The following is a 21,092-nucleotide window of genomic DNA, read 5'->3' as shown; positions in this document are numbered from 1 at the left end:
ATGGAACAGTGACAATTACAGCAGCTGCCGACGGTTCGGCTTTAGGAAACCCGGGCCCGGCCGGCTGGGCCTGGTACGTCGACGACGAGTGCTGGCGGGCGGGGGGATGGCCGCACGGCACCAACAACCAGGGTGAGCTGATGGCCGTGCTTGACCTGTTCCGCGCTACCGCCCATGTTCCTGACGAGCACCTGAGGGTCCTCTGCGACAGCCAGTACGTCATCAACTCGATCACCAAATGGATGCCGGGCTGGAAACGGAAGGGCTGGCGAAAAGGTGACGGCAAGCCTGTCATGAACTTGGAGCTGCTCAAGGAACTGGACCGTGAAATCGCCGGCCGAAAGTACACGTTTGAATGGGTTAAGGGCCACGCCGGTCATGACCTCAACGAGGCAGCCGATGAACGTGCCCGCGCCGCAGCCACCGCCTACCAGCAGGGGGTCGCGGCCCGTTCCGGCCCCGGGTTCGCCGGTGCCCCCGTCTCAGCGGGCCACTCCCAGTCAGCGGGCCAGTCCCAGACCACCGCGGGGGCTGCTACTGCTGCCGGGGCTGGGAGTGCAGCCGCCAAAGCCGGGAGTGCTGCCGCGCTTGCCCGCACGGAGCCTTCTCCCGCCGTCGGCGCGAGCCCCCTCGGAAATGCGCCCTTTGAGGAGCCGGACCTGTTCAGCGAACTCGAGGCCGAGGCGTTCGACGAAGCGGTGGCCACCGGGGCGGAACCGAGCCCGGAGGCGATCGTCGAGGCCCTCGAACGCGAGCTGGCCGGCCCGGAGGTCAGGGGCGACATAGGCCGCACCGGCGTCCTCCTGCACCCGGACTTTATGGAGATCGGAAGTTCAGGCAGGGTCTGGACCCGGGACGCCATGATGATGGCACTGGAAGAGGACCCGGGACACCAGACGGAGCTCGAGATCCTGGGCGCTGACCGCATCGGCACCAGCGCGGTCTTGCTGACGTACCGAAGCTATGCGCGCTCGGGCACGGTTCTCCGGAGCTCTCTGTGGGTGTTGGATGGCACGAAATGGCGGCTGCGGTTTCACCAGGCGACACCCGAAGCCTGACCGGCTCAGCTGAAGCGCTGCGTGTTGCCCTGCTCGGCCTGGGCGTAAGTGTTAGCCGCGGATGCCAGAGCCATGTTGATGGATGCCAGCGACGCTTCAACCTTGCCTTGGGTCAGGGTCCACTCCGTAACGAGGGCCTGGAAATTGTTGGCGGCAGAGCCACGCCATGTGGCCTGCAGTTCGTCCAGGCCCCGCTTCATGGCCTGCACGTCGGAACTGATCCGGTCCACAGTTGCTTTGACGTTCGCTGACTTGAGCTGGAGAAGTTCGGTATCGACGGAAATGATGCTCATGGCTGGCGCCTCTCGATGTAGTGGGACAGCGTCCGCTGCCCGCCCGGCTGTTCCGGGCCACTGCATCGAGCCTACGGAGGGGCGCTGCCGGCCCGCCACGCTGGAGTGCTATATGTGGATAACCTTGCCGTCGCCCATACCACCACCCCGCGCGTCTCCCTCGGGGCGGTTGTCCCCGTCGTCCCCGTCGGCCCGGCCCGCCTGTTCCGTCTGGTCGGTGTGGACGCCGTCAGCTTCCTGGCGGACGGGCAGGCTCACCACGAGAGTGGCGCCGCCGCCGTCGGTCGTGGCCACCCTGACGGACCCGCCGTGCGAACCGACGATGGCGGCGACGATCGCGAGCCCCAGCCCGCTTCCACCGGTCTCACGGGTCCGGGACGTGTCTGCGCGGTAGAAACGCTCAAAGACCTTGGCAGCTTCCTCTTCCGAGATGCCGGGGCCGTGGTCGCGGACTTCAATCACGGCGCGCGGTCCGGCGTCGGACGTGCGGATGCCGACGGCCAGTTCGATGGGGCTGCCTTCGGGCGTGTAGCGCAGCGCATTGCCGACGAGGTTTCCCACCACCTGCCGCAGTTTGGCTTCGTCGCCCAGCACAGGCGCGGGCATGGCCTGGCCGCCGTCGAGCCCTGTGAGGGAGACGGGACGGGCCCGGTCGCTGGCCTGGGTGTCCACCACGGCGTCGTGCGCGATCAGCTGCAGGTCAACGGGTTTCTGCTGGAGCGGACGCTGTTCGTCCAGACGCGCAAGCAGCAGGAGGTCTTCCACCATGGAACCCATCCGTTTGGCTTCGCTTTCGATCCTGCCCATGGCCGTGGCCACATCCTCGTCAGTGGCCAGGGCACCGTGGCGGTAAAGCTCGGAGAAGCCCCGGATGGTCACCAGCGGGGTACGCAGTTCATGGGACGCATCGGCCGCGAACCGGCGCATCCTGGCCTCGGAGGCGGTCCTCGCGGCAAAAGCCGTTTCGATGTGGGCCAGCATGGCGTTCAGCGAACTGCCCAGCCGTCCCAGTTCGGTGTGGGGGTTGTCAACGTCCACGCGCCGGGAGAGGTCGCCGGCGGCGATGGCAGCGGCGGTTTTCTCCACCTTGGCCAAGGGCCGGAACGACCGGGACACTGTCCAGCTGGCGATCAGGGAAGCGAGCAGCAGAGTGAGCAGGCCGGCCCCGCAGATCACCAAGGTGGCGTGTTTGAGAACGTCGTCCACGCTCTGCAGCGGCAAACCGATGACCACAACGGCCAGGCGCCCGCCGCTGAGGACAGTCACGGCAACGACGCGCCAGTTCTGCCCGTCCGTTCCCCTGACCTGGTAAGGCTCGGTGCCACGCTGCTGGGCCTCATCCAAAGAGATACCGCTGATGTCCGGCCGGGTGCTCGCGTCTCCGCCGAACGGGTAGGGCTCCTCGCCGGGCACAAAAAGAGTCAGCGAGTAATCGGTGGGGACCATCGGGTTGGGCGCCTGCAGCGGCGTGAACGAGCGCTGTTTGCTCGCGAGGTCGACGGCGGCGTTCAGCTTGTCATCCACCTGGCCCTGGAGATAGCTGTTCAGCAGTGCCAGCGTGCCCGCGCCGGTGGCGGTCAGGGCAACAATCAGCAGCGCCATGATGATGGCGACCAGCTGGGACTTGAGGGAAGCCAACTTCCACCGCTGCAGCAAGGTCAGCGCTTCTCAGCCGTCCGGAGCACGTAGCCGACGCCGCGCTTGGTCTGGATCAGGGCAGGGGCGTCAGGATCGATGTCCACCTTGCGCCGCAGGTAGGAAATGTAGGACTCCACAATCGAGGCGTCGCCGTTGAAGTTGTACTCCCAGACGTGGTCAAGGATCTGGGACTTCGACAGTACGCGGTTGGGATTAAGCATCAGGTACCGCAGGAGCTTGAACTCGGTGGGGGAGAGCTCGATGACGGTGCCGCCACGGCGCACCTCATGGGCGTCGTCGTCGAGCTCCAGATCATCAACACGGATGACGGCGTCGTCGTCCAGCAGAGGCTGGGTGCGGCGCAGGACGGCCCGGATGCGTGCTACCACCTCGTCCAGGCTGAAGGGCTTGGTGACGTAGTCATCCCCGCCCACGGTGAGGCCGGTGACCTTGTCCTCGGTGTCGTCCTTCGCCGTCAGGAACAGGACGGGGAAGTGCTTGCCGGATGCCCGGAGCTTGCGGGTGACGGTGAACCCGTCCATGTCAGGCAGCATAACGTCCAGGACGGCCAGATCCGGTGCGTGCAGCTCGGCCGCGGCCAGGGCGTCCCGCCCGTTGGCAGCCGAAACCACCTCGAAACCGGCGAAGCGCAGGGACGTGGACAGCAGCTCGCGGATGTTGGGTTCATCGTCAACAACGAGGAGCTTGGCTTCGGGACCGGTCTTCTTCATACTCCCATCATGCTCCCAGAATCTGTGAGTTTTCTGGACGTTCCCTGTGCTTTTGACGAGGGAAACGGCGGGGCCTTACCAGCCAAGCGTTCCCGGCCCGCCCTTGAAGGGCCCGGCCACCTTGTCGGTGATCCAGCCGCCGTAGAAGCCCCCTTCCTGCGGACGCACGCGTTCCCCGTCAACCTCACAGGCGGTCATTCGGCCCGGGTAGACGGCAACACGGTCAGCCAGGAGTTCGAATCCTGCCGTTGGCTCGGGGTAGAACCATGCGGCGCCCGTGGACTCTGCACCGCCGGCGCGGACAGTCAGGTACGTAGCTGCGCCCTTGAATTCGCAGAAACTGCTCCCCGCCGCCGGCTCCAGGACGCCCGGGCTGAAGGCCGAGCGGGGCACGTAATAGACCGGAGGATGGCTGGTCTCCAGCACCCGGACCGAGTCAGACGTGTCCACAATGAGCTGGCCGCCAAAGAAAATCCGGATCCTTTCAGCGCTGGGTTCAATGCGGGGCGGCCGCGGGTAGTCCCACACCGATTCCTGGCCGGGGAGCGGAATGATTGGTTTGATCTTCTGGCGCATTTCTCCAGTGTGCGCGGCCGGCGGCCCATCCGCACGCATCAGCGCGGACAGAACTAGCCTGGCTGCCCCACGTCCTTGGCGTCCATGATGCGGTAGGCGTAGCCCTGCTCCGCCAGGAACCGCTGCCTCTTGGCTGCGAAGTCCTGGTCCAAGGTATCCCTGGCCACCAGCGAATAGAAGCGGGCAGCCCGGCCGTCCTTCTTGGGCCGGAGCAGGCGGCCCAGCCGCTGGGCTTCCTCCTGGCGGGACCCGAACGACCCGGATACCTGGATGGCAACCGAGGCCTCCGGCAGGTCGATGGAGAAGTTGGCCACCTTGGACACCACTAGCGTCTGAACCTCGCCGGCACGGAAAGCGTCGAAGAGCCTTTGCCGTTCTTTGACGGAGGTATCGCCCTTGATGACAGGGGCGCCGAGGCGTTCGCCGATCTCATCAAGCTGGTCGATGTACTGCCCGATCACCAGCAGTTGGTCGCCCTGGTGCCTGGCCACCAACTGCTCCACGATCAGGGTTTTGGACTCCGACGTTGAACAGAGCCGGTATTTGTCGGCGTCCTCGGCCATCGCGTAAGCCACCCGTTCGTCCCGGGGAAGGTCAACGCGGACCTCCACGCAGTCCGCGGGCGCGATGTAGCCCTGGGATTCGATGTCCTTCCAAGGCGCGTCATAGCGCTTGGGCCCGATAAGGCTGAAGACCTCGCCTTCTCGGCCATCCTCCCTTACCAGCGTGGCCGTGAGGCCCAGGCGGCGGCGGGCCTGGAGATCGGCCGTCATGCGGAAGATGGGCGCCGGCAGCAGATGGACTTCGTCGTAGATAATCAGGCCCCAGTCGTGGCCATCCACGAGCTCCAGGTGCGGGTAGAGGCCGCCGCGCTTGGTGGTGAGCACCTGGTACGTGGCGATGGTTACGGGCCGGACCTCTTTGACGGCGCCCGAGTACTCACCGATTTCGTCCTCCGTGAGGGAGGTGCGCTTGAGCAGCTCATCCTTCCACTGCCGGGCGGCCACCGTGTTGGTGACCAGGATCAGCGTGGTGGTGGAGCTGGTGGCCATGGCCGCGGCGCCCACCAGGGTTTTCCCCGCGCCGCAGGGGAGCACCACCACGCCGCTGCCGCCTGCCCAGAAATTCTCGGTGGCGAGCTGCTGGTACGGGCGCAGCTTCCAGCCGTCCTCGTTGAGGGCGATCAAGTGCGGCGTGCCATCCACATAGCCAGCCAAATCCTCGGCCGGCCAGCCGATTTTCAGGAGCAGCTGTTTGAGCTGGCCGCGTTGGGAGGAATGGACCACGATGGTTTCGCCATCGATCCGAGGCCCCAACAAGGGCTGGATCTTCTTGGCCCGGATCACCTCCTCCAGTACCGGGTAATCGTCCGTGCGCATGACCAGGCCATGCTGGGGGTCCTTTTCGAGCCGCAGCCGGCCATACCGGGACATGGTCTCTTCGACGTCGATCAGCAGCGAGTGCGGCACCGGGAACCTTGAGTATTTGAGCAGGGTGTCCAGGACCTTTTCCGCATCGAGTCCGGCGGCGCGGGCGTTCCAGAGGCCCAGCGGCGTCAGCCGGTAGCTGTGCATGTGCTCCGGGGCGCGTTCCAACTCGGCGAAGGGGGCGATCGCGTGGCGCGCCTCGGTAGCCAGTTCGTGGTCCACCTCGAGCAGGATGGTCTTGTCGCTCTGGACAATCAGGGGGCCGTCGGTCACGTTGGGGAAGTCCTTACTGGCGCAGTTCCTCTGCGGCTTCGACATCGATGATGCGGTGGATGGAGAGCACCCGCTCGGTTTCCTTTGCCGGATCGAACACCCTGACGCGGCCGCCGCCTACGGATAGGGGAACAACCGTTTCGAGGTTGGAATTCCCGTGACTGTCCACCACGTTCATGCTCACCAGCTGCTTGAGCCGGATGGCCCGCTGCAGGGTCTCGAGGCCTAGCTGGGTGGCTGTCTCGCCGGAGCCGGCGGCGGGGCCTGGATGGCTTCCGTTGCCCTCTGGCCGCGCCTCTGCCCGGCCGTTCCGCAGGACCGCCAGTTGGGCGGCCACGTCCTCGTCCGGAGGCGCCGTCCGCGGCGCAGTGTAGACGGGCCGGGCGCTGCCGGGGGCGCTGATGGTGCGCCGGAGCCGGACCAGTGCGGGCTCGGATTCCACCGAGGGGGAAAACCCCAGTCCGCGCAGGACCTGGGCAGTTTCCCGGGGCGGGGCTGCCGAGATCAGGACAGTGGGTGCGATGCGGGCCAGCCCCAGGGCGGCCGCCCTCGATTCGGAGGCGAGCTCCAGGACCGCGGCCTCGTCATCGCTTTGGATAAAGCTGGCGGCTGTTCCCACCCGGAGGCGTCCGTGCCGGGACGCGGTGTCTTCCACGAGGTACTCGAGCGGCTGGGGCACGGCGGTGGCTGAATGTTCACGAAGGAAGCCCAGCAGGCTGGACGCGTCATGCCCGGCGTCCAAGGCCCGCCTGATGGAGTTAGTGGAGAAGCGGTAGATGGTGGCGGGCCCCTGGCCCTCGGCATCGGCCATCAAGAGGAGCTTTTCGCTCAGCTCCGGGGCCAGGTAGCCCGGGGCAACGGCCGTGAGGTCTGCCTGGAGCAGGACGTGGTTGAGCGCGGCTGGCAGGTGTTCGCCGAGGATACTCAAGGCTTCATCCGGGTTGTCGCCCGCTATGGCGCTGCCCAGCTGGCTCAGGGCGCCGGAGCCGATCAGTCCCAGCAGTTCCGCTTCGGCCAGCACACCCTTGATCAGCGAGCTGAAACGGCGGGCCATCCGGGGCTGCGTCCATTCGGCTCGCTGCAGGACGGCGGCCCCGTCCAGGACCGGGGCGGTGCCGTCTCCTGCACCCGCCTCACGCGTGAGCTCATTCAGTATCTCCAGGATCCGTTTCCTGACAATCGGGGCGTCGGGCCGCTGCGCCTCGGCGGAGAGGGCGTTGACAGTGGTTCCGGCCAGGCTCCTGTGTGCTGCGGAGGCGCCGGCAGGCCCGCTGACGGGCTGCCCCACGAGCGAAGGCACCCGCTCGCTCGCGAGCCAGGCATTGACCAGCCACAGCCATTGCTCCTGCCGGGTGAGATCCAGCCACTCCAGCTGCGGCGGCTGCACCCAGGTGGAGGAGTCAACATCCAGGCGCAGCAAACCGGAAAGTGCGCTGAGCTCCAGCATCAGGCCGGCCTGATGCTGGTCGACGCGCAAGGTTTCGGCCAAACGCTTCATTTCGCGGACCCCCACTCCGCCGCTGCGCAGCGTGGCCAACGGCTGGGCCCGGACCGCGTGGAGGAGCTCGCCCACCAGGCGAAGCGTCTCGGCGATGGCGCCCAGCGCTGCGTTCCGGCGCAGTGCAGCAGTGGTGCTGCCCAGCTCCGGAACCGGCGGCGCCAGGGTGAAATCGTTGATAATGGCACCGCCGCGCAAGGACAGCCCCACACTGTGCGGCAGTTCCACATGGGCAGCGTCCAGGGGGACCAGGAGTCCCCGCGCCAGCAGCCAGTCAACGGGCCCGACGTCCGCGCCCTGATGCGCCACGGACGCTTTCCGTTGCGCCTGGGGGACGGCACCCATGGCCCAGTTACGGAATTTGGCGAGCAACGCCGTCGTCCGCTCCGGGGCTCCCGCCAAGGCCTGGGCGAGTGCCTCCGGCGAGGACGTCCAGTGCTGCAGCGCGAGCGCGGCCTCCATGGGCGTGGTGGCTTCCTGGATGGCGACACCGCTGCGGTGGAGCTCGGCAACGAGCTGGACCACCCGCTGGGCGAACGCCGGCTGCAGCCGTACCAGCTCGGTGTAGCTGCGCCCCAGCCCGGCGGGATAGATCCCCACAACGTCCTTGAGGCAACCCACAGGCAGGTAATAGCGCTGCCGGTGCCCCGACACCGGTGTTCCGTGTGGCGGCGCCGCTCTGTGAACCAGTGCCAGGTCCTGGAGCGACGCCAGGATGCGTTCCACGGCCGCCACGGTGGACCCGGCAATGAGTTTGCGCACGCCCGCGGCCGAGGCACTGTGTTCAGTGTCCGTGTTGGTGCACAGATGGAGCGTCTCCAGCACCTGCATTTGGGGCCTGTTCAGCCGTTCAAGGGCGCGCTGGACGCTGACCCGGGCGCTGGCCCTTGCCGCCAGTGCGGGAAAATCCGGTACCGGGGGGGACATCAGGTCCGGCCGCGCCGCAAAGAGGGCCCGCAGCGAGTCATCGCTGCGTGCCTCCAATTCTTTGCTGAGCGCGCGGATAAGGGACATCAGTCCAACGTTACAGCCCACCGGGCTTTCCCGCCCGGCGCTTGCCTGCCACGCTGTCCAGGACGAGGAAGAGCATCAGGAGGAAGGCAACCGGCAGTCCGTATAAAGCGGTGGACGTTACCCAGGCCGGGGCGGCCACGCCCGCGAAGGCCAGAGCCATGACCGCCCCAACTGCCACGAGGGAAAGGACGGCAACTACTGCGGCAGAGATCATCAGTGGGCGCCGGTAACGCGAGGGTGTCATGGACGTAACGCTAACAGGGCGGGCCGCGGCCGGCGGGGTGGCCGCCGGTCTGTCCGGTGGGGCAGGAGCCACGGGGACGGGCGTGAGGACAGGCAGACGGCAGGCGTGACGAAGGGCGTGACGGAGGGCCAATGAAAGCGGTAATCCGCCCCCGGCAGGATAACCTTGAAGGAACAGACCAACACGGTCCGTCGCTGTCATACCCTGAACCCGCATATCGGTGCGGATGCGGTGACTGCCGGCCGTGTCTCAAGACGCAGAACGAAGAAGGTTGATTACGTGCCTACCGGCAAGGTCAAGTGGTATGACAAGGAAAAGGGTTTCGGATTTCTGGCGGGCGAAGACGGCCAGGAAGTCTTCCTGCCCAAATCATCGCTGCCCGAAGGCGTCACGGAGCTGAAAGCCGGCACCCGCGTTGAATTCGGCGTCGCCGACGGCCGCAAGGGCGCCCAGGCGCTGGGCCTGCGCGTCCTGGACAAGACGCCGTCCATCGCCAAGGCCAAGCGGCCCAACGCGCGGGACCTGGCACCGCTGGTGCAGGACCTGGTGAGTGTGTTGGACAACCTCTCCGGCACCCTGTCGGCGGGCAAGTACCCGGAAGGCAACAAGGGCAAAGCCATCGCGGCGGCCCTGCGTAAGGTTGCCGACGAGCTGGACGTTTAGGCCTTGGCGATGAACCCGGAAGCTGAACAGCCGGACACCACGGCAGTGGAGCAGGCGCCCTTGAGCGAGCAGGCACCGTCCGGCGCGCAGGCGACCGCAGCGGATCAGCCAGGCGTCAAACCTGAGGCCAAGCGTCGCGTCGGCGTGCCCGTGTGGCGGATCGGCAAACCGGATGCTTTCCTCGCGGCTGCCGTCGATGTGGCGCGGGCCGCTGTCGAAGGCATCACGGCGCCGTCGGACATCGGGGCACACATCGCGGCCAAGAGCGAGGGCGACCGCCTGGTCACCCACCTTTTCGAATCCAAGCTGCCCGGCTACCAGGGCTGGCAATGGTATGCGGTGATGACCCGGAACTCCCGCTCCAAGGTGGTTACCGTCAGCGAGCTGGGCCTCCTCCCGTCGGCGGACTCCATCCTGTCCCCGGAGTGGGTGCCGTGGGCCGAGCGGGTCCGCCCCGAGGACGCACAGGCAGCGGAGGAAGAACCCGCCGGCAACGACGAGCCGGACGCGGACCAAGCAGACGAATCCGAACCCGCTGGCGAGGCTGACTAGGCACTTGGTGGCGCGCAGGGTTGAACAGCACGGAGGCCGGCCATGATGTCCACCTTCAAATCCCTGCACATCCTCAATTACCGGATCTGGTTCATTGGAGCGCTGGTCTCCAACATCGGAACCTGGATGCAGCGGACGGCTCAGGACTGGCTGGTGTTCGACCACCTGACCGATCATGACGCCGGTGCCATGGGCATCACCATGGCCCTCCAGCTGGGTCCCCAGCTTTTCCTGGCCCCCGTCGCCGGACTCGTGGCGGACCGTTACAGCCGCAAACAACTGCTGATCATGACGCAGTCGGTGATGGCGCTGCTGAGTACCGGACTGGGCGTCCTGGTGGTTCTGGGCGTCGGGCAGTTATGGCATGTCTATGGCTTTGCCCTGCTGCTGGGCGTGGTGTCAGCACTGGATGCGCCGGTGCGCCAGACCTTCGTTTCTGAGCTGGTCCGCGACGACTACCTCCCCAACGCCGTGGCACTGAACAGTGCTTCTTTTAATGTGGCCCGCATGATCGGGCCCGCAGTGGCAGGCATGCTGACCGTGGCCGTCGGACCCGGCTGGGTGTTCCTGATCAATACCGTCACGTTCCTGGCCATGCTCCTGAGCCTGTGGAAGATTCCGACGGCGTCCCTGCGGCAGCTTCCCCGCGCGGCGCCCGGCAAGGGGCGCATCCGGGAGGGGCTGCGTTATGTGCGGTTCCGGCCGGACATCGTGGTGGTCCTGGTGGCAGTCTTCATCGTGGGAACCCTCGGGCTCAACTTCGTGCTGTTCATCGCTGCGATGGTGGGTACGGAATTCGGGCTGGACGCAGGCGCCTTCGGGCTGATGAATTCGATCATGGCGATCGGGTCCGTGACGGGTGCGCTCCTGTCCGCCGGCCGCGGCAAACCCCGGTTGCGGATGATCTTCGGTGCTGCCGCGGCCTTTGGTGTGACCTCCGGACTGGCCGCGCTTGCCCCGGACTACTTCTGGTTCGGGGTTGCGCTGGTGCCGGTGGGGCTGTTTGCGATCACGATGATGACCAGCGCGAACGGTTACGTCCAGACCACCACCGATCCGGTCATGCGAGGCAGGGTGATGGCACTGTATATGGCCATCTTCATGGGCGGCACGCCGATCGGGGCGCCGCTGGTGGGTTGGGTGGCCAACGTGGCAGGGGGACGCTGGTCGCTTGCCGTGGCGGCCGCCTCCGGGATCATCGCTGCCCTGATTGGCATGGTGTGGATCATCCGTGCCCAGCAGCTCCGGCTGACGTTCAACCGGCGTGCCCGCGGCCTGCGCCACTTCGGCGTCGTCTCCAGGCTGGGGGACACAGCAAACGGCGCCGCCCGGGACCAGAATCCGGACGACGCCGTCGAACGCTGACGCCTGCGGCTCACCGCAAGCACGGGTGCCGCGCGGAAGTTACTTGCGCAGCTCGCCGACGACGTAGTCGATGCTTGCCAGCAGGGCGGAGACGTCGTCCGGCTCGATGGCGACGAAGGTCGCGATCCGGAGCTGGTTCCGGCCCAGCTTGCGGTACGGCTCGGTGTCCACCACACCGTTGGCGCGCAGCACCTTGGCGATGGCTGAGGCGTCGATCGAGTCGTCGAAGTCGATGGTGGCGATGACGTTGGAACGGTCCTCGGACTTGGTCACGAACGGGGTGGCGTATTCGGATGCCTCGGCCCAGGCGTAGATCCGGCCTGCAGAATCGGCAGTGCGCTTGCTGGCGAAGTCGAGCCCGCCGTTCGAGTTCAACCACTGCACCTGGGAATCCAGCGTCACCAGTGTCGAGAGAGAGGGCGTGTTGTACGTCTGGTTCAGCCTGGAGTTATCGATGGCCGTCTGGAGGTCCAGGAAGTCCGGGATCCAGCGGCCGCTCGCCTTGATCCGCGCTGCGCGTTCCAGTGCGGCGGGGGAGAACAGGCCCAGCCACAGGCCGCCGTCTGACGCAAAGTTCTTCTGCGGGGCGAAGTAGTACACATCCGACTCGGCAACGTCCACGTCCAGCCCACCGGCGGCGGACGTCGCATCCACCACGACCAGCGAGCCGGCGTCGGTGCCCTCGACGCGTTTGACCGGAGCTGCAACGCCCGTGGACGTCTCGTTCTGCGGCCACGCGTAGACGTCAACGCCGGCCTCCGCCCGGGCATCCGGGCGGGTGCCGGGCTCGGACTTGATGATGGAGGAGGCCTCCAGGAAGGGCGCCTTGTTGGTGGCCGAGGCGAACTTGGAGCCAAACTCGCCGAACGACAGGTGCTGGGCCTTCTTTTCCACCAGGCCGAAGGCTGCGATGTCCCAGAATGCCGTGGAGCCGCCGACGCCCAGGATAACCTCGTAGCCCTCCGGGGCGCGGAAGAACTGGCTGAGGCCCTCGCGAACGGAACCCACCAGGTTCTTGACGGGCGCCTGGCGGTGGGAAGTACCGAGGATTGTCCGGGACGCTGCTGAGAGGGCCTCAAGCTGCTCCGGCCTGACCTTGGAAGGTCCCGCGCCGAAGCGTCCGTCCTTGGGCAGGAGATCGGCAGGAATAGTGATGCTGGTTTCGCTCACAAGGGCTCCAAATTCGGCATGGACGTGGTTGACGTCCGGGACGGTGGGGTGGCCGGCAGTCAGCGGCGACTGCAACGAGGGCCGCTTTTATTCTGCCTGAAACCTTGGATCGGGCGGCAACCGGCGCCGTCATAGTCTGGTCAGTGAGACGATTCGCAGCCTAGGGCGATTATCCGGACAAATTCAAAATAGGTTAAGCTTTTTACTGGACCTCTCTGCGGCTTGAACGCGATACGGTGGGTCAACGCAAGGTACTGTGCTCGAGGAGCTGAGCTGGATGACGGATCTGATCGATACCACGGAGATGTATCTTCGAACCATTTTGGAGCTTGAGGAAGAGAACATCGTTGCTCTTCGCGCACGCATCGCCGAGCGGCTGCGCCACTCCGGACCCACCGTTTCCCAAACCGTCGGGCGGATGGAACGCGACGGTTTGGTTGTGGTGTCCGGGGACCGTCATTTGGAACTCACCGAGACCGGCCGCAAGCGCGCCACCGAGGTGATGCGCAAGCACCGGCTCGCGGAGCGCCTCCTGGCTGACGTTATTGGCTTGGACTGGGCCTACGTTCATGATGAAGCGTGCCGCTGGGAGCACGTGATGAGCGAGCGGGTGGAACGGCGCATCTACCAACTCCTTGACCACCCCACCAAGTCGCCCTACGGCAATCCCATCCCCGGGCTGGCCGCGCTGGGCGGAGCTGCCGCCCTCCCTGAAACTGGTGTGATTAATCTCGTTGAGGCCATGCGCGGATACGGGCCGACGTCGAGTGTCACGATCAGCAGGCTGGCTGAGCCCATCCAGGTGGAACCTGAGTTGTTGGTACAGCTGGATGAAGGCGGAATCAGGCCCGGCGCGGCGGTCTCGCTGGAGCGCGTAGGGGAGTACATTTCCGTACGGGTTCCGGGGATCGAGGGCGCGCTCGAACTGCCACCGGAAGTCGCGGCCCACGTTTTCGTTTCGGTTAGCTGAAACCCGCCGCAGTCACATGAAGCGGTCCTGTGGCGCGGCCGATCCTCTTTGGGCTAGCGCAACTTCTGCCATTCCGCAAATATAACGGAATTGTTACTGTCCGTTTTGATCGCCTATAGTTTGAAACCAAGCGTCGATACAAAAGCGTTACCTGATCCGGAGCCGAGCTCTGCCAGCGAATCAGGTGCACGAGTCACCAACTGGCAGAGGCGGGGGAACCACAACCGGCAGTCGCAAGGCTGCCTTGGGGTGAAGTCCGTCAGCAGCAAGCCTCTTCCAGCGAGGGATCCTCACGGGATATTTCTGCGCGAAGTGCTTGCAGCGGCGGGCCGGGTCTTTGAACTCTCTGATCCGAATCCGACAGCTAACTTCGCAGGCTATCCAGAGAGGAACATTCTTGACCACGCAATACTCAAGGGGCCGCCGCCGCGCGGCGGGCCCTGCTTCGGCGCCTCGCACGGTCGGGGATTCCACCGCGGAGAGGCCCCGCGATCCGCAGCGCGAAGCGCGCCGCCGCCGGGGTGCATTCCGGCAGGTGACCGATTTCGCCGCCGCCAGCGGCGTAGGGCAGAAAGCCGGCATCGCCCTTGCCGCAACGGGCCTGCTCCTGACCGTGACCGTTCCGGTAACGGGCCCGGTCATGGCGGACCAGCAGCCCGGCCAGTCCGTTTCGGCAGTGTCGGCCGCTCCGCAGCCTGAGATTTCCGCCGAAGCTGGCGCGCAGATTGACTTCAGCCGCTCTTCCGTTGTTACCCAAGGCGACCCGGACGGCAAGCTCAAGCAGCTGTTGAGCGCCCAGTCAGTCGGGTCCATCACGCGTGCGGCCTCCGCCGGAACCCTTGGCCCGCCGTTGGCCCAGATGATCACCGCGTCGCCTTTCGGGTTCCGCGTCAGCCCTATCACCGGTGGTACCGGTGACTTCCACCGCGGCCAGGACTACGTGGCGCAGTGCGGGACCCAGGTGATGGCTGCTGCCAGCGGAACTGTGACATTTGTTGGCTGGCACCAGTATGGCGGCGGTAACCGCGTCGTGGTGGACCATGGCAACGGACTGGAAACCACGTACAACCACTTGTCCTCGTTCGCCGTCAAGGTCGGCCAGACCGTGACCCGCGGCCAGGTTGTGGCCCTCAGCGGCACCACGGGCGCCTCCACCGGTTGCCACCTCCACTTCGAGGTTCAGGTCAACGGCGACGTCGTTGATCCCACCGGATGGCTCTGAGCTCAAATGATGGTCAGCTCTCAAATCTCGGTGACATGCCGTGACCTGAATGTGACATTGGCTCTGATCTCCTGTAACGTCTAAAGCGCGTCAACTTTTCCGAAGTTGACGTTCTTGAGTGGATTGCCTAGCTCTGCCACCGCTCAAGGTCCGTTCGCATGACATCGTCTGGCAGGGGCGGGGGAACCAATTTTGGTCTTCGATTCTGAAGGCCTTGGGGTTAAGTCGCAAAGCTTCCCAGGAAGCGGCGCGGCCGGGTGAACTCCCATCCGAATCCGACAGCTCACCTCGCAGGCATTGGGAGAGGCTACCTTCGTGTCTTCACGCCATAATTCTGCGCGCCACCGTGCGCAAACGGTTCGCACCAATCCTTTGGGCTCCGTGTCCAAGGCAGTCAGTGCAAATGCCGGGACCGTAGGTCGCCAGGCTGCAGTCATTGCAGCCGCGTCAGGTCTCATCCTGACCATGGGGCTTCCGGCCAACGCCGCTGACACCACCGCTGGTGTGTCCGCGTCCACCGAGTCCGGATCCGCACAGGCTGCGCTTGCCGTGACCGCCGCACCCACCGCCACCGTCTCCTTCGAGCGCCCGGTGGTCAAGACCACGGCCGCGCCCGTGATCGAACGGGTGCGTGCGCAGTCCACCGCTACGGAAACAGCAGCCCGGGCTGCTGGTGCACCGGCTGCCGACGCGACCAAGGACGCATCGGCCAAGCTTGCGGATACCGTTTCCTCCGCAGCTGCGTCGGGCCTGGCAGCCATTGCCTACACCGGCATCGGCCACCCCTACCTGTGGGGTGGCACCACTCCCAACGGCTGGGACTGCTCGGGCTTCACGCAGTGGGTCTACGCCCAGGCCGGCATCAGCATTCCCCGCACGAACGCCTGGACCGTTATGCGGCCCACCTCCACGCCCGCTCCCGGTGACCTGGTTATGCAAAACGGCGGCGCCCACGTGGGCATCTACGTCGGCAACGGCATGATGATCAGCGCACTGAACCCCTCGCAGGGCACCATGCTGCACGCTGCTGCTGCAACGGGCACCTCCTCCTTCTTCACCCTGGCGAAGTAACTTCCCTGCGCCTTTGTCCCTGCAGTCTTGCGCTGCAGGGACTCTTCCTCGCGGAAACCCATACTGAATCCCCGTTCGGGGCGTGCCGGCGTACCCCCAAGATGCCGGCGCGTCCAAAGCCCTTATGCCTGCTACCGCGGTGCTGAGGAACACGAAAGAGAGAAACATTAATGACTACTCGTGCAGCTGTTGCACGGCACCGCGCCGAGGTCACCAAGACCAACTCGCTGGCTGTCATTGCCAAGGCAGTCGGCGACAACGCCGGCGGCATGGGCCGTCAGGCCGCGGTTATCGCCGCTGCTTCCGGCCTGGTCCTGACCAGTGGTATCGCGGCTAACGCCGCCGACACCGGTGTTCAGCACGAAGCGGCCCCCACCGTTGAGGTTGGCGTCGCGGCACCGGCCGTCATTTCGGCTGAATCCACCATTGCCATCTCCTACGAGAAGCCGGCAGTCACCACCACGCCGGCTCCCGTTGAAGAGCCCGCGGCCGTTGTTGAGGCGCCGGCCGCCGCCGCTCCCGCGGCCACGCCCGCGGCAGCCATCAAGGTGGCCTCTTCCGCTCCCGCAGCACCGGCCGCACCGGTCGCTGCCAGCGGTAAGGGCCAGGCCATCCTGTCCGCTGCGTACGCCCAGTTGGGTGTCAACCAGGACTGCACCATGCTGGTGACCAACTCGCTGGCCGCTGTAGGAATCCACTTCCACGACTGGCCCGCCGGCTACCTCTCCCTGGGCCGCACCGTGAGTGCAGCAGAAGCACAGCCCGGCGATCTGATCTACTACGCAAACGGCGGCTCAGGCATGGCCCACATTGCTGTCTACGCAGGCAACGGACAGGCCGTGCACGGCGGCTACAACGGCAACCAGACCGTTGTGTTCAGTGCCAACGTTGGCTCAGGACCGGTTTTCATCCGCGTGTCCTAGCAACTGTTTGAGCTTTCAAAGGACCTCCGCCTGATGGCGGGGGTCCTTTGCTGTCTCTTGCCCTGCCGGAACCGGGCGGGCAGGTGGCGGCCTCGACACGTCGGAACGGTCGGACCGGGCGATTAGTTTTTCCGGGTATTTTTTGTTTACTCTTGTGGTGTCGATCCATAGCCCGGATATGCCGGGGGCAGCCGGCCCTCGTGCCCCTGACGGGTGCGGCCACAAAGAGGTAAGTGCATGCGCACTCTCGTTCTGAATGCTGGATATGAACCGCTGGCGGTAGTCACCTTCCGCCGGGCGCTGGTGCTTGTGCTCACGGGCAAGGCCAGCGTGATTGCCGAGGGCGATGACCCCGTGGTGGGGCCGCAGGAGATCCTGGGCCGCCCGTCCGTGATCCTCCTGAACCGCTACATCCGCCCGAGATACAACCAGAGCACCGCAGTCAGCCGCCGCGGTGTCCTGCGGCGGGACGGTCACCGGTGTGCTTACTGTGGCAAGGGTGCCCACACCATCGACCATGTGCAGCCCAAATCGCGTGGCGGCGCAGACTCGTGGGAAAACCTTGTAGCTGCGTGCCTTCGATGCAACAACAGCAAGGGCGATCATACGCCTGCTGAGATGGGCTGGAAGTTGAGGTTTGTGCCTGAACCGCCGCACGGCACCATGTGGCAGATCAAGGAACTCGAGAAGCCGACGCCTGCCTGGGATCCTTTCCTCCTGCCTGAGCGGGCGGCCTGATCCCTTCGAGCGCAGTGAGGTCCCAGCGCAGTTAGGCTGGGGACGTGGATGCAGACCCTTTCGATTTTGATGCCCTCATTCTCGCCGGCGGACGTTCGGCGCGTCTGGGCGGCGTACCCAAGCAAGGGCTGACGTACGACGGCGAAACCCTGTTGCGCCGTTCGGTCGCCGCCGCCGGAGGTGCCCGGGCCGTCGTCGTCGTGGGTCCTGACGCCGGGGAAACTCCCGCCGGGACCCTCAGTTGCCGTGAGGAGCCCCCCTTCGGCGGTCCGGCTGCGGCCATCGCCGCCGGGCTCGCAGCACTGGATAAGGCGGAAGGCAGCCGGCCGGCGTTGACCCTGGTTCTTGCCTGCGACATGCCCAACGTCAGGCAGGCAGTGGCGGCCCTCCGGGAGGGGCTGCGCGCCGCGGGCCCGACGGCGGAACAGGACGGCGTGGTGGCTGTCTCTGAGGATGGTCGCCGGCAGCCGCTGGTGGGCTTTTATAGCACGGCCGCGCTACAACGCTCCGCGGCGGAACTTGCCGCCCACGGTGACTTAACCAACGGGTCGGTCCGGGCACTCCTTGCTAGTCTTGACCTAAAACCTGTCGCCGTTCCGGCTGGCTCCACGGCAGACGTGGATACCTGGGACGATGCCGCCACCCTTGGGGTGGCCGGCCCTGATCCACTCGGTGGATTCCGGAGCACTGCGGCCGCAGAAGATTTGGGAGGCACAGCATGAAGAGCCAGGACGAGACGCTGGAAGAGTGGTGCCGGTCCCTGCTGCAGGCGTATGACTTGGAGGACGTGCAGATTGACGTCAACGCCATCCTCTCGCTGGCCGGAGTTGCGGCCCACTCAGTAGTGCGGCCAGCCGCTCCGCTGACGACTTATATTGCCGGTCTCGCAGCGGGTCTGGCGGCCGGATCGGGGCAGGCGCCCGACGCCGCAGCCATGGCAGCGGCCATGGACCGCGCCCGGACCCTGGCCGCGGACTACGACTCTGAAGCAGGCGAGACTGTAGCCAGCGGGCCTGAAGCCACCCCTTCCAAGGCCACAGGGGCCCCCGTCGAATGATCACCGTCGAATGACCGCCGCCCCCGGCGATGAAGCCGGGAGCCCCGACCCGCAGCATGCCCCGCCGCCGCCGAAGTCCCACTCAACCCACCTGGCCCACACTTGGGAAGAGGCGCGCCAAGCTGCCTTTGACAGCGCCACCCCGATTCCGCCGGGACGCGTCGCGCTCAGCCAGGCCTTGGGGCGGGTCCTGGTTGAAGACATCACGGCGCTGCACGACATGCCGCACTACGCATCGTCTGCCATGGACGGGTGGGCGGTCAACGGCAGCGGCCCATGGATCGTGGCGGAGACCGGCCACCGGCTGGCCCCGCATCAGGCCAGTCCCATTGTCACCGGCGGATTGATCCCGCAAGGCGCCAAGGCGGTGCTGCGCAGCGAGAGCGCAGTGCTCGGCACCGACGACGACGGCCTGCCGCTTGTGCTCACGGGCGGCACCGCCCGCCCGGGCGAGCCCGGCAACGGCCAACACATCAGGAAAGCTGGCGAGGAGGCGGCCGAAGGGGACATCCTGGTGAAAGCCGGTGTGACCCTGAATCCGGCACACCTGGCCGTCGCCGCCCTGGCCGGGCATGATGACCTGCTGGTTCGTGGGAAGCCTGTGGTGAAGCTCCTGCTCACCGGATCCGAAGTGGTGGCACAGGGTTTGCCTGTGCCGGGGCAGGTCCGCGATACGTTCGGCCCCCAGCTTGCATCCGTGGTGGACATGCTCGGCGGCCTTTACGGCGGCCAGGAAAGGATCGGCGACTCCTATCCCGAGTGGCTGGCAGGGCTGGAGGACCTCGCACCGGAGGTTCCGGACCCCGCCGCGCTGCCCGCCGACGTCGTCATCACTACCGGCGGGACGGGAGTCTCTGACACGGATCACCTGCGCCGCGCCGTGGCGGAACTGGGCGGGCGGCTGATCATCGACGGCATCGCCATGCGCCCCGGCCACCCCGCTGTCCTGGCCGAACTCCCCGATGGGCGCTTTGTGCTGGGACTGCCGGGAAACCCGCTGGCCGCCATGATGGCACTGTCCACGGTGGGTGAACCCCTGCTCGCGGCCTTGGGCCACGGCGCCATGCCGCCCATCCAGCACATTCCCTGCGGCACCACCCTCGAACCCGAGCCGGGACGGACACGCCTGATGCCTTTCCGGCTCCTCTACGGCATGGCCTCGCCGGCCAAGCACACCGGCCCGGGGATGATGCGCGGGCTGGCGTCGGCGGACGGCGTGCTGGTTGTCCCGCCCCACGGAGTGCAGCTCGGCGAGCCCGTACCTGCGTTCGCTTTGCCGTGGGGGCCGCCGCTGCCGGTACCCGAAACGGCGGCTGCCAAGCCCAAAACCCGGCCGGCGGCCAAGAGCGCCACCAAAGCCGCGGGCAAGGATGCCGCGAAGCCTGCCGGGCCGGTGGACTGGAGTGCCCTGCTCGGCTAACGGGGCCTCCTGCAGGGGCCCGGGCCGTCCTGCACAGGCCCAGTGCGTACTGCACGGGCTCATCCGTGGTGCGATGATTGACCTATGAACTGCATGGAAGCCCGCTGATGGGACGCGTTACCCAGCGCCGCAAGGTGCACAAATACGTCCTGGACGGCTCGCCCGATGCCCTGGAGTTCCCCATCCGGCACCGTGAGGATGTCCTCGCTGTAGAAGAGCCGTTGGAGATCCGGCTCGGCCAGCTTTCATTCTCGGTGACGATGCGGACTCCCGGCGACGACTTTGACCTGGTGGCCGGATTCCTGGTGTCCGAAGGAATCATTTGGGCTCCCGAGCAGCTGGTTTCGCTCCGGTTTTGTGCCGGCGAGGATGAAGACGGTGTTCAGACCTTCAACGTGGTGGAGGCCCAGCTGCGGCCCGACGTGGAACTTCCGGCCAAGGGGCGGAACGTCTACACCTCGAGCTCCTGCGGCATCTGCGGCACGGACTCAATAGAAGCCGTACGGAAATCTTCCCGCTACAGCCCGGCCGCCGATCCTGTGACCATACCGGCGGAGGTCCTGGCCAGCCTGCCTGACCGGCTCCGGGAAGCCCAGGCCGTTTTTGACACCACCGGCGGCGTCCACGCCGCGGGCCTTTTCCGGATAAAGGACGACGGCGGCGTGGAATTGTTGTGCCTGCGCGAGGACGTGGGCCGCCACAACGCCGTGGACAAGGTCGTGGGCTGGGCGCTGCGGGAGCAGATGCTGCCGCTGACCGGGTTGGTCCTGCAGGTATCGGGACGGGCATCCTTTGAACTTGTCCAGAAAGCAGCCCTGGCCGGGATTCCGGTCCTGGCGGCGGTAAGTGCGCCCTCGAGCCTCGCCGTAGAGCTGGCGGAAGCCAGTGGCATGACCCTGGCGGGGTTCAGCCGCGGCACGAGCCTGAACATCTACGCAGGCCAGGAAAGGGTCACCCTGCCCACCCTGGAGGTGGCAGAGGAGGCTACAGCCGGGGCCGCGGGCTAAGCCCCGCCAACGCTCCCGGGCGGGAATTGGTACCCTGTTGCCTCAAAGCAATACCTCCGGCAGAGATACTTCGTTGCCTCATTTGAATATCCCCGGATGGGTGTCTTCGTTGCCTCGTTGGAGGCCTCCGGCGGGCCGCTTCGTTGCCTCATTGAAAAAGCTCCGGGTGGTTCAGGCGTTCC

General features: G+C 66.2%; 21 protein-coding genes and 2 riboswitches. Of the genes, 13 read left to right on the top strand and 8 right to left on the bottom strand.

All coding sequences use genetic code 11. The features are described 5' to 3' along the window. Positions 1 to 8: 8 nt before the first annotated feature. Entirely contained in the window at positions 9 to 1,058 is a 1,050-nt protein-coding gene (locus tag AC1DIM_RS16135; RefSeq protein WP_477711512.1) for an RNase H family protein, read from the top strand. Between the two features lie 5 nt (positions 1,059 to 1,063). Here the strand turns inward: AC1DIM_RS16135 and AC1DIM_RS16130 are convergent, their stop codons facing one another. From AC1DIM_RS16130 to AC1DIM_RS16100, 7 genes are all read right to left on the bottom strand, one after another. Beyond that, complete coding sequence (locus AC1DIM_RS16130) at positions 1,064 to 1,351, bottom strand: WXG100 family type VII secretion target (RefSeq protein ID WP_477711511.1); 288 nt, start codon at positions 1,349 to 1,351, stop codon at positions 1,064 to 1,066. Between the two features lie 108 nt (positions 1,352 to 1,459). Further along, positions 1,460 to 3,007, bottom strand: coding sequence for a sensor histidine kinase (locus tag AC1DIM_RS16125; RefSeq protein WP_477711510.1), 1,548 nt, complete (start codon positions 3,005 to 3,007; stop codon positions 1,460 to 1,462). A 2-nt stretch (positions 3,008 to 3,009) separates the two neighbouring features. Continuing rightward, complete coding sequence (locus tag AC1DIM_RS16120; protein WP_058929981.1) at positions 3,010 to 3,720, bottom strand: response regulator transcription factor; 711 nt, start codon at positions 3,718 to 3,720, stop codon at positions 3,010 to 3,012. Positions 3,721 to 3,795: 75 nt separating this feature from the next. Next, positions 3,796 to 4,296 carry a DUF427 domain-containing protein gene (locus AC1DIM_RS16115; RefSeq protein ID WP_477711509.1) on the bottom strand — a complete coding sequence of 167 codons (501 nt, stop codon included), beginning with the start codon at positions 4,294 to 4,296 and terminating at the stop codon, positions 3,796 to 3,798. 53 nt (positions 4,297 to 4,349) lie between these two features. Next, positions 4,350 to 5,996, bottom strand: a complete 1,647-nt coding sequence (locus AC1DIM_RS16110; RefSeq protein WP_477711508.1) for a DNA repair helicase XPB — start codon at positions 5,994 to 5,996, stop codon at positions 4,350 to 4,352. Between the two features lie 13 nt (positions 5,997 to 6,009). Next, positions 6,010 to 8,508: a helicase-associated domain-containing protein gene (locus AC1DIM_RS16105; RefSeq protein ID WP_477711507.1), complete on the bottom strand. Its 2,499-nt coding sequence runs from the start codon at positions 8,506 to 8,508 to the stop codon at positions 6,010 to 6,012. A 10-nt stretch (positions 8,509 to 8,518) separates the two neighbouring features. Beyond that, a complete protein-coding gene (locus tag AC1DIM_RS16100; RefSeq protein WP_477711506.1) occupies positions 8,519 to 8,752 on the bottom strand; it encodes a hypothetical protein in 234 nt (77 codons plus the stop codon). A gap of 279 nt (positions 8,753 to 9,031) precedes the next feature. Here AC1DIM_RS16100 and AC1DIM_RS16095 point away from each other — a divergent pair, with 279 nt between their 5' ends. The 3 genes from AC1DIM_RS16095 to AC1DIM_RS16085 are packed head-to-tail and all read left to right on the top strand — an operon-like array spanning position 9,032 to position 11,332. Beyond that, the gene (locus tag AC1DIM_RS16095; protein ID WP_190991490.1) at positions 9,032 to 9,415 is read left to right on the top strand and encodes a cold-shock protein; all 384 of its coding nucleotides are present in this window, start codon (positions 9,032 to 9,034) and stop codon (positions 9,413 to 9,415) included. 9 nt (positions 9,416 to 9,424) lie between these two features. Then, positions 9,425 to 9,967 (top strand): DUF3027 domain-containing protein, encoded by a 543-nt coding sequence (locus AC1DIM_RS16090; RefSeq protein WP_477711505.1) that lies wholly within the window; start codon positions 9,425 to 9,427, stop codon positions 9,965 to 9,967. Between the two features lie 45 nt (positions 9,968 to 10,012). Then, on the top strand, positions 10,013 to 11,332 hold the full coding sequence (locus AC1DIM_RS16085) for an MFS transporter (RefSeq protein WP_477711552.1): 1,320 nt from the start codon (positions 10,013 to 10,015) through the stop codon (positions 11,330 to 11,332). A 39-nt stretch (positions 11,333 to 11,371) separates the two neighbouring features. On the opposite strand, the gene serC is transcribed toward AC1DIM_RS16085, so the two are convergent. Next, complete coding sequence (gene serC / locus AC1DIM_RS16080; protein ID WP_477711504.1) at positions 11,372 to 12,502, bottom strand: phosphoserine transaminase; 1,131 nt, start codon at positions 12,500 to 12,502, stop codon at positions 11,372 to 11,374. Between the two features lie 277 nt (positions 12,503 to 12,779). On the opposite strand from serC, the gene AC1DIM_RS16075 reads away from it, so the two are divergent. The 9 genes from AC1DIM_RS16075 to fdhD all read left to right on the top strand — a co-directional run bounded on the left by AC1DIM_RS16075 (position 12,780) and on the right by fdhD (position 20,910). Continuing rightward, complete coding sequence (locus AC1DIM_RS16075) at positions 12,780 to 13,472, top strand: iron-dependent transcriptional repressor DtxR (protein ID WP_477711503.1); 693 nt, start codon at positions 12,780 to 12,782, stop codon at positions 13,470 to 13,472. Between the two features lie 175 nt (positions 13,473 to 13,647). Further along, a riboswitch (cyclic di-AMP (ydaO/yuaA leader) is annotated at positions 13,648 to 13,866 on the top strand. Between the two features lie 3 nt (positions 13,867 to 13,869). After that, entirely contained in the window at positions 13,870 to 14,694 is an 825-nt protein-coding gene (locus AC1DIM_RS16070; protein ID WP_477711502.1) for a M23 family metallopeptidase, read from the top strand. 149 nt (positions 14,695 to 14,843) lie between these two features. Further along, positions 14,844 to 15,005: riboswitch (cyclic di-AMP (ydaO/yuaA leader) on the top strand. Between the two features lie 70 nt (positions 15,006 to 15,075). Then, positions 15,076 to 15,765 (top strand): C40 family peptidase, encoded by a 690-nt coding sequence (locus AC1DIM_RS16065; protein ID WP_477711501.1) that lies wholly within the window; start codon positions 15,076 to 15,078, stop codon positions 15,763 to 15,765. 170 nt (positions 15,766 to 15,935) lie between these two features. Further along, positions 15,936 to 16,688, top strand: coding sequence for an NlpC/P60 family protein (locus AC1DIM_RS16060; protein WP_477711500.1), 753 nt, complete (start codon positions 15,936 to 15,938; stop codon positions 16,686 to 16,688). Positions 16,689 to 16,925: 237 nt separating this feature from the next. Next, on the top strand, positions 16,926 to 17,426 hold the full coding sequence (locus AC1DIM_RS16055; protein WP_477711499.1) for an HNH endonuclease: 501 nt from the start codon (positions 16,926 to 16,928) through the stop codon (positions 17,424 to 17,426). A 44-nt stretch (positions 17,427 to 17,470) separates the two neighbouring features. Continuing rightward, positions 17,471 to 18,148: a molybdenum cofactor guanylyltransferase gene (gene mobA / locus AC1DIM_RS16050; RefSeq protein ID WP_477711498.1), complete on the top strand. Its 678-nt coding sequence runs from the start codon at positions 17,471 to 17,473 to the stop codon at positions 18,146 to 18,148. Beyond that, positions 18,145 to 18,483, top strand: coding sequence for a DUF6457 domain-containing protein (locus tag AC1DIM_RS16045; protein ID WP_477711497.1), 339 nt, complete (start codon positions 18,145 to 18,147; stop codon positions 18,481 to 18,483). Before mobA ends, AC1DIM_RS16045 begins: the two co-directional genes overlap by 4 nt. A gap of 10 nt (positions 18,484 to 18,493) precedes the next feature. Beyond that, positions 18,494 to 19,903, top strand: a complete 1,410-nt coding sequence (locus tag AC1DIM_RS16040) for a molybdopterin molybdotransferase MoeA (RefSeq protein WP_477711496.1) — start codon at positions 18,494 to 18,496, stop codon at positions 19,901 to 19,903. Between the two features lie 107 nt (positions 19,904 to 20,010). Beyond that, positions 20,011 to 20,910, top strand: coding sequence for a formate dehydrogenase accessory sulfurtransferase FdhD (gene fdhD, locus AC1DIM_RS16035; RefSeq protein ID WP_477711495.1), 900 nt, complete (start codon positions 20,011 to 20,013; stop codon positions 20,908 to 20,910). Positions 20,911 to 21,092 lie beyond the last annotated feature (182 nt).

This window comes from Pseudarthrobacter sp. 01T43, assembly GCF_056398665.1.
This window is presented reverse-complemented; position numbering and strand designations above follow the sequence as displayed.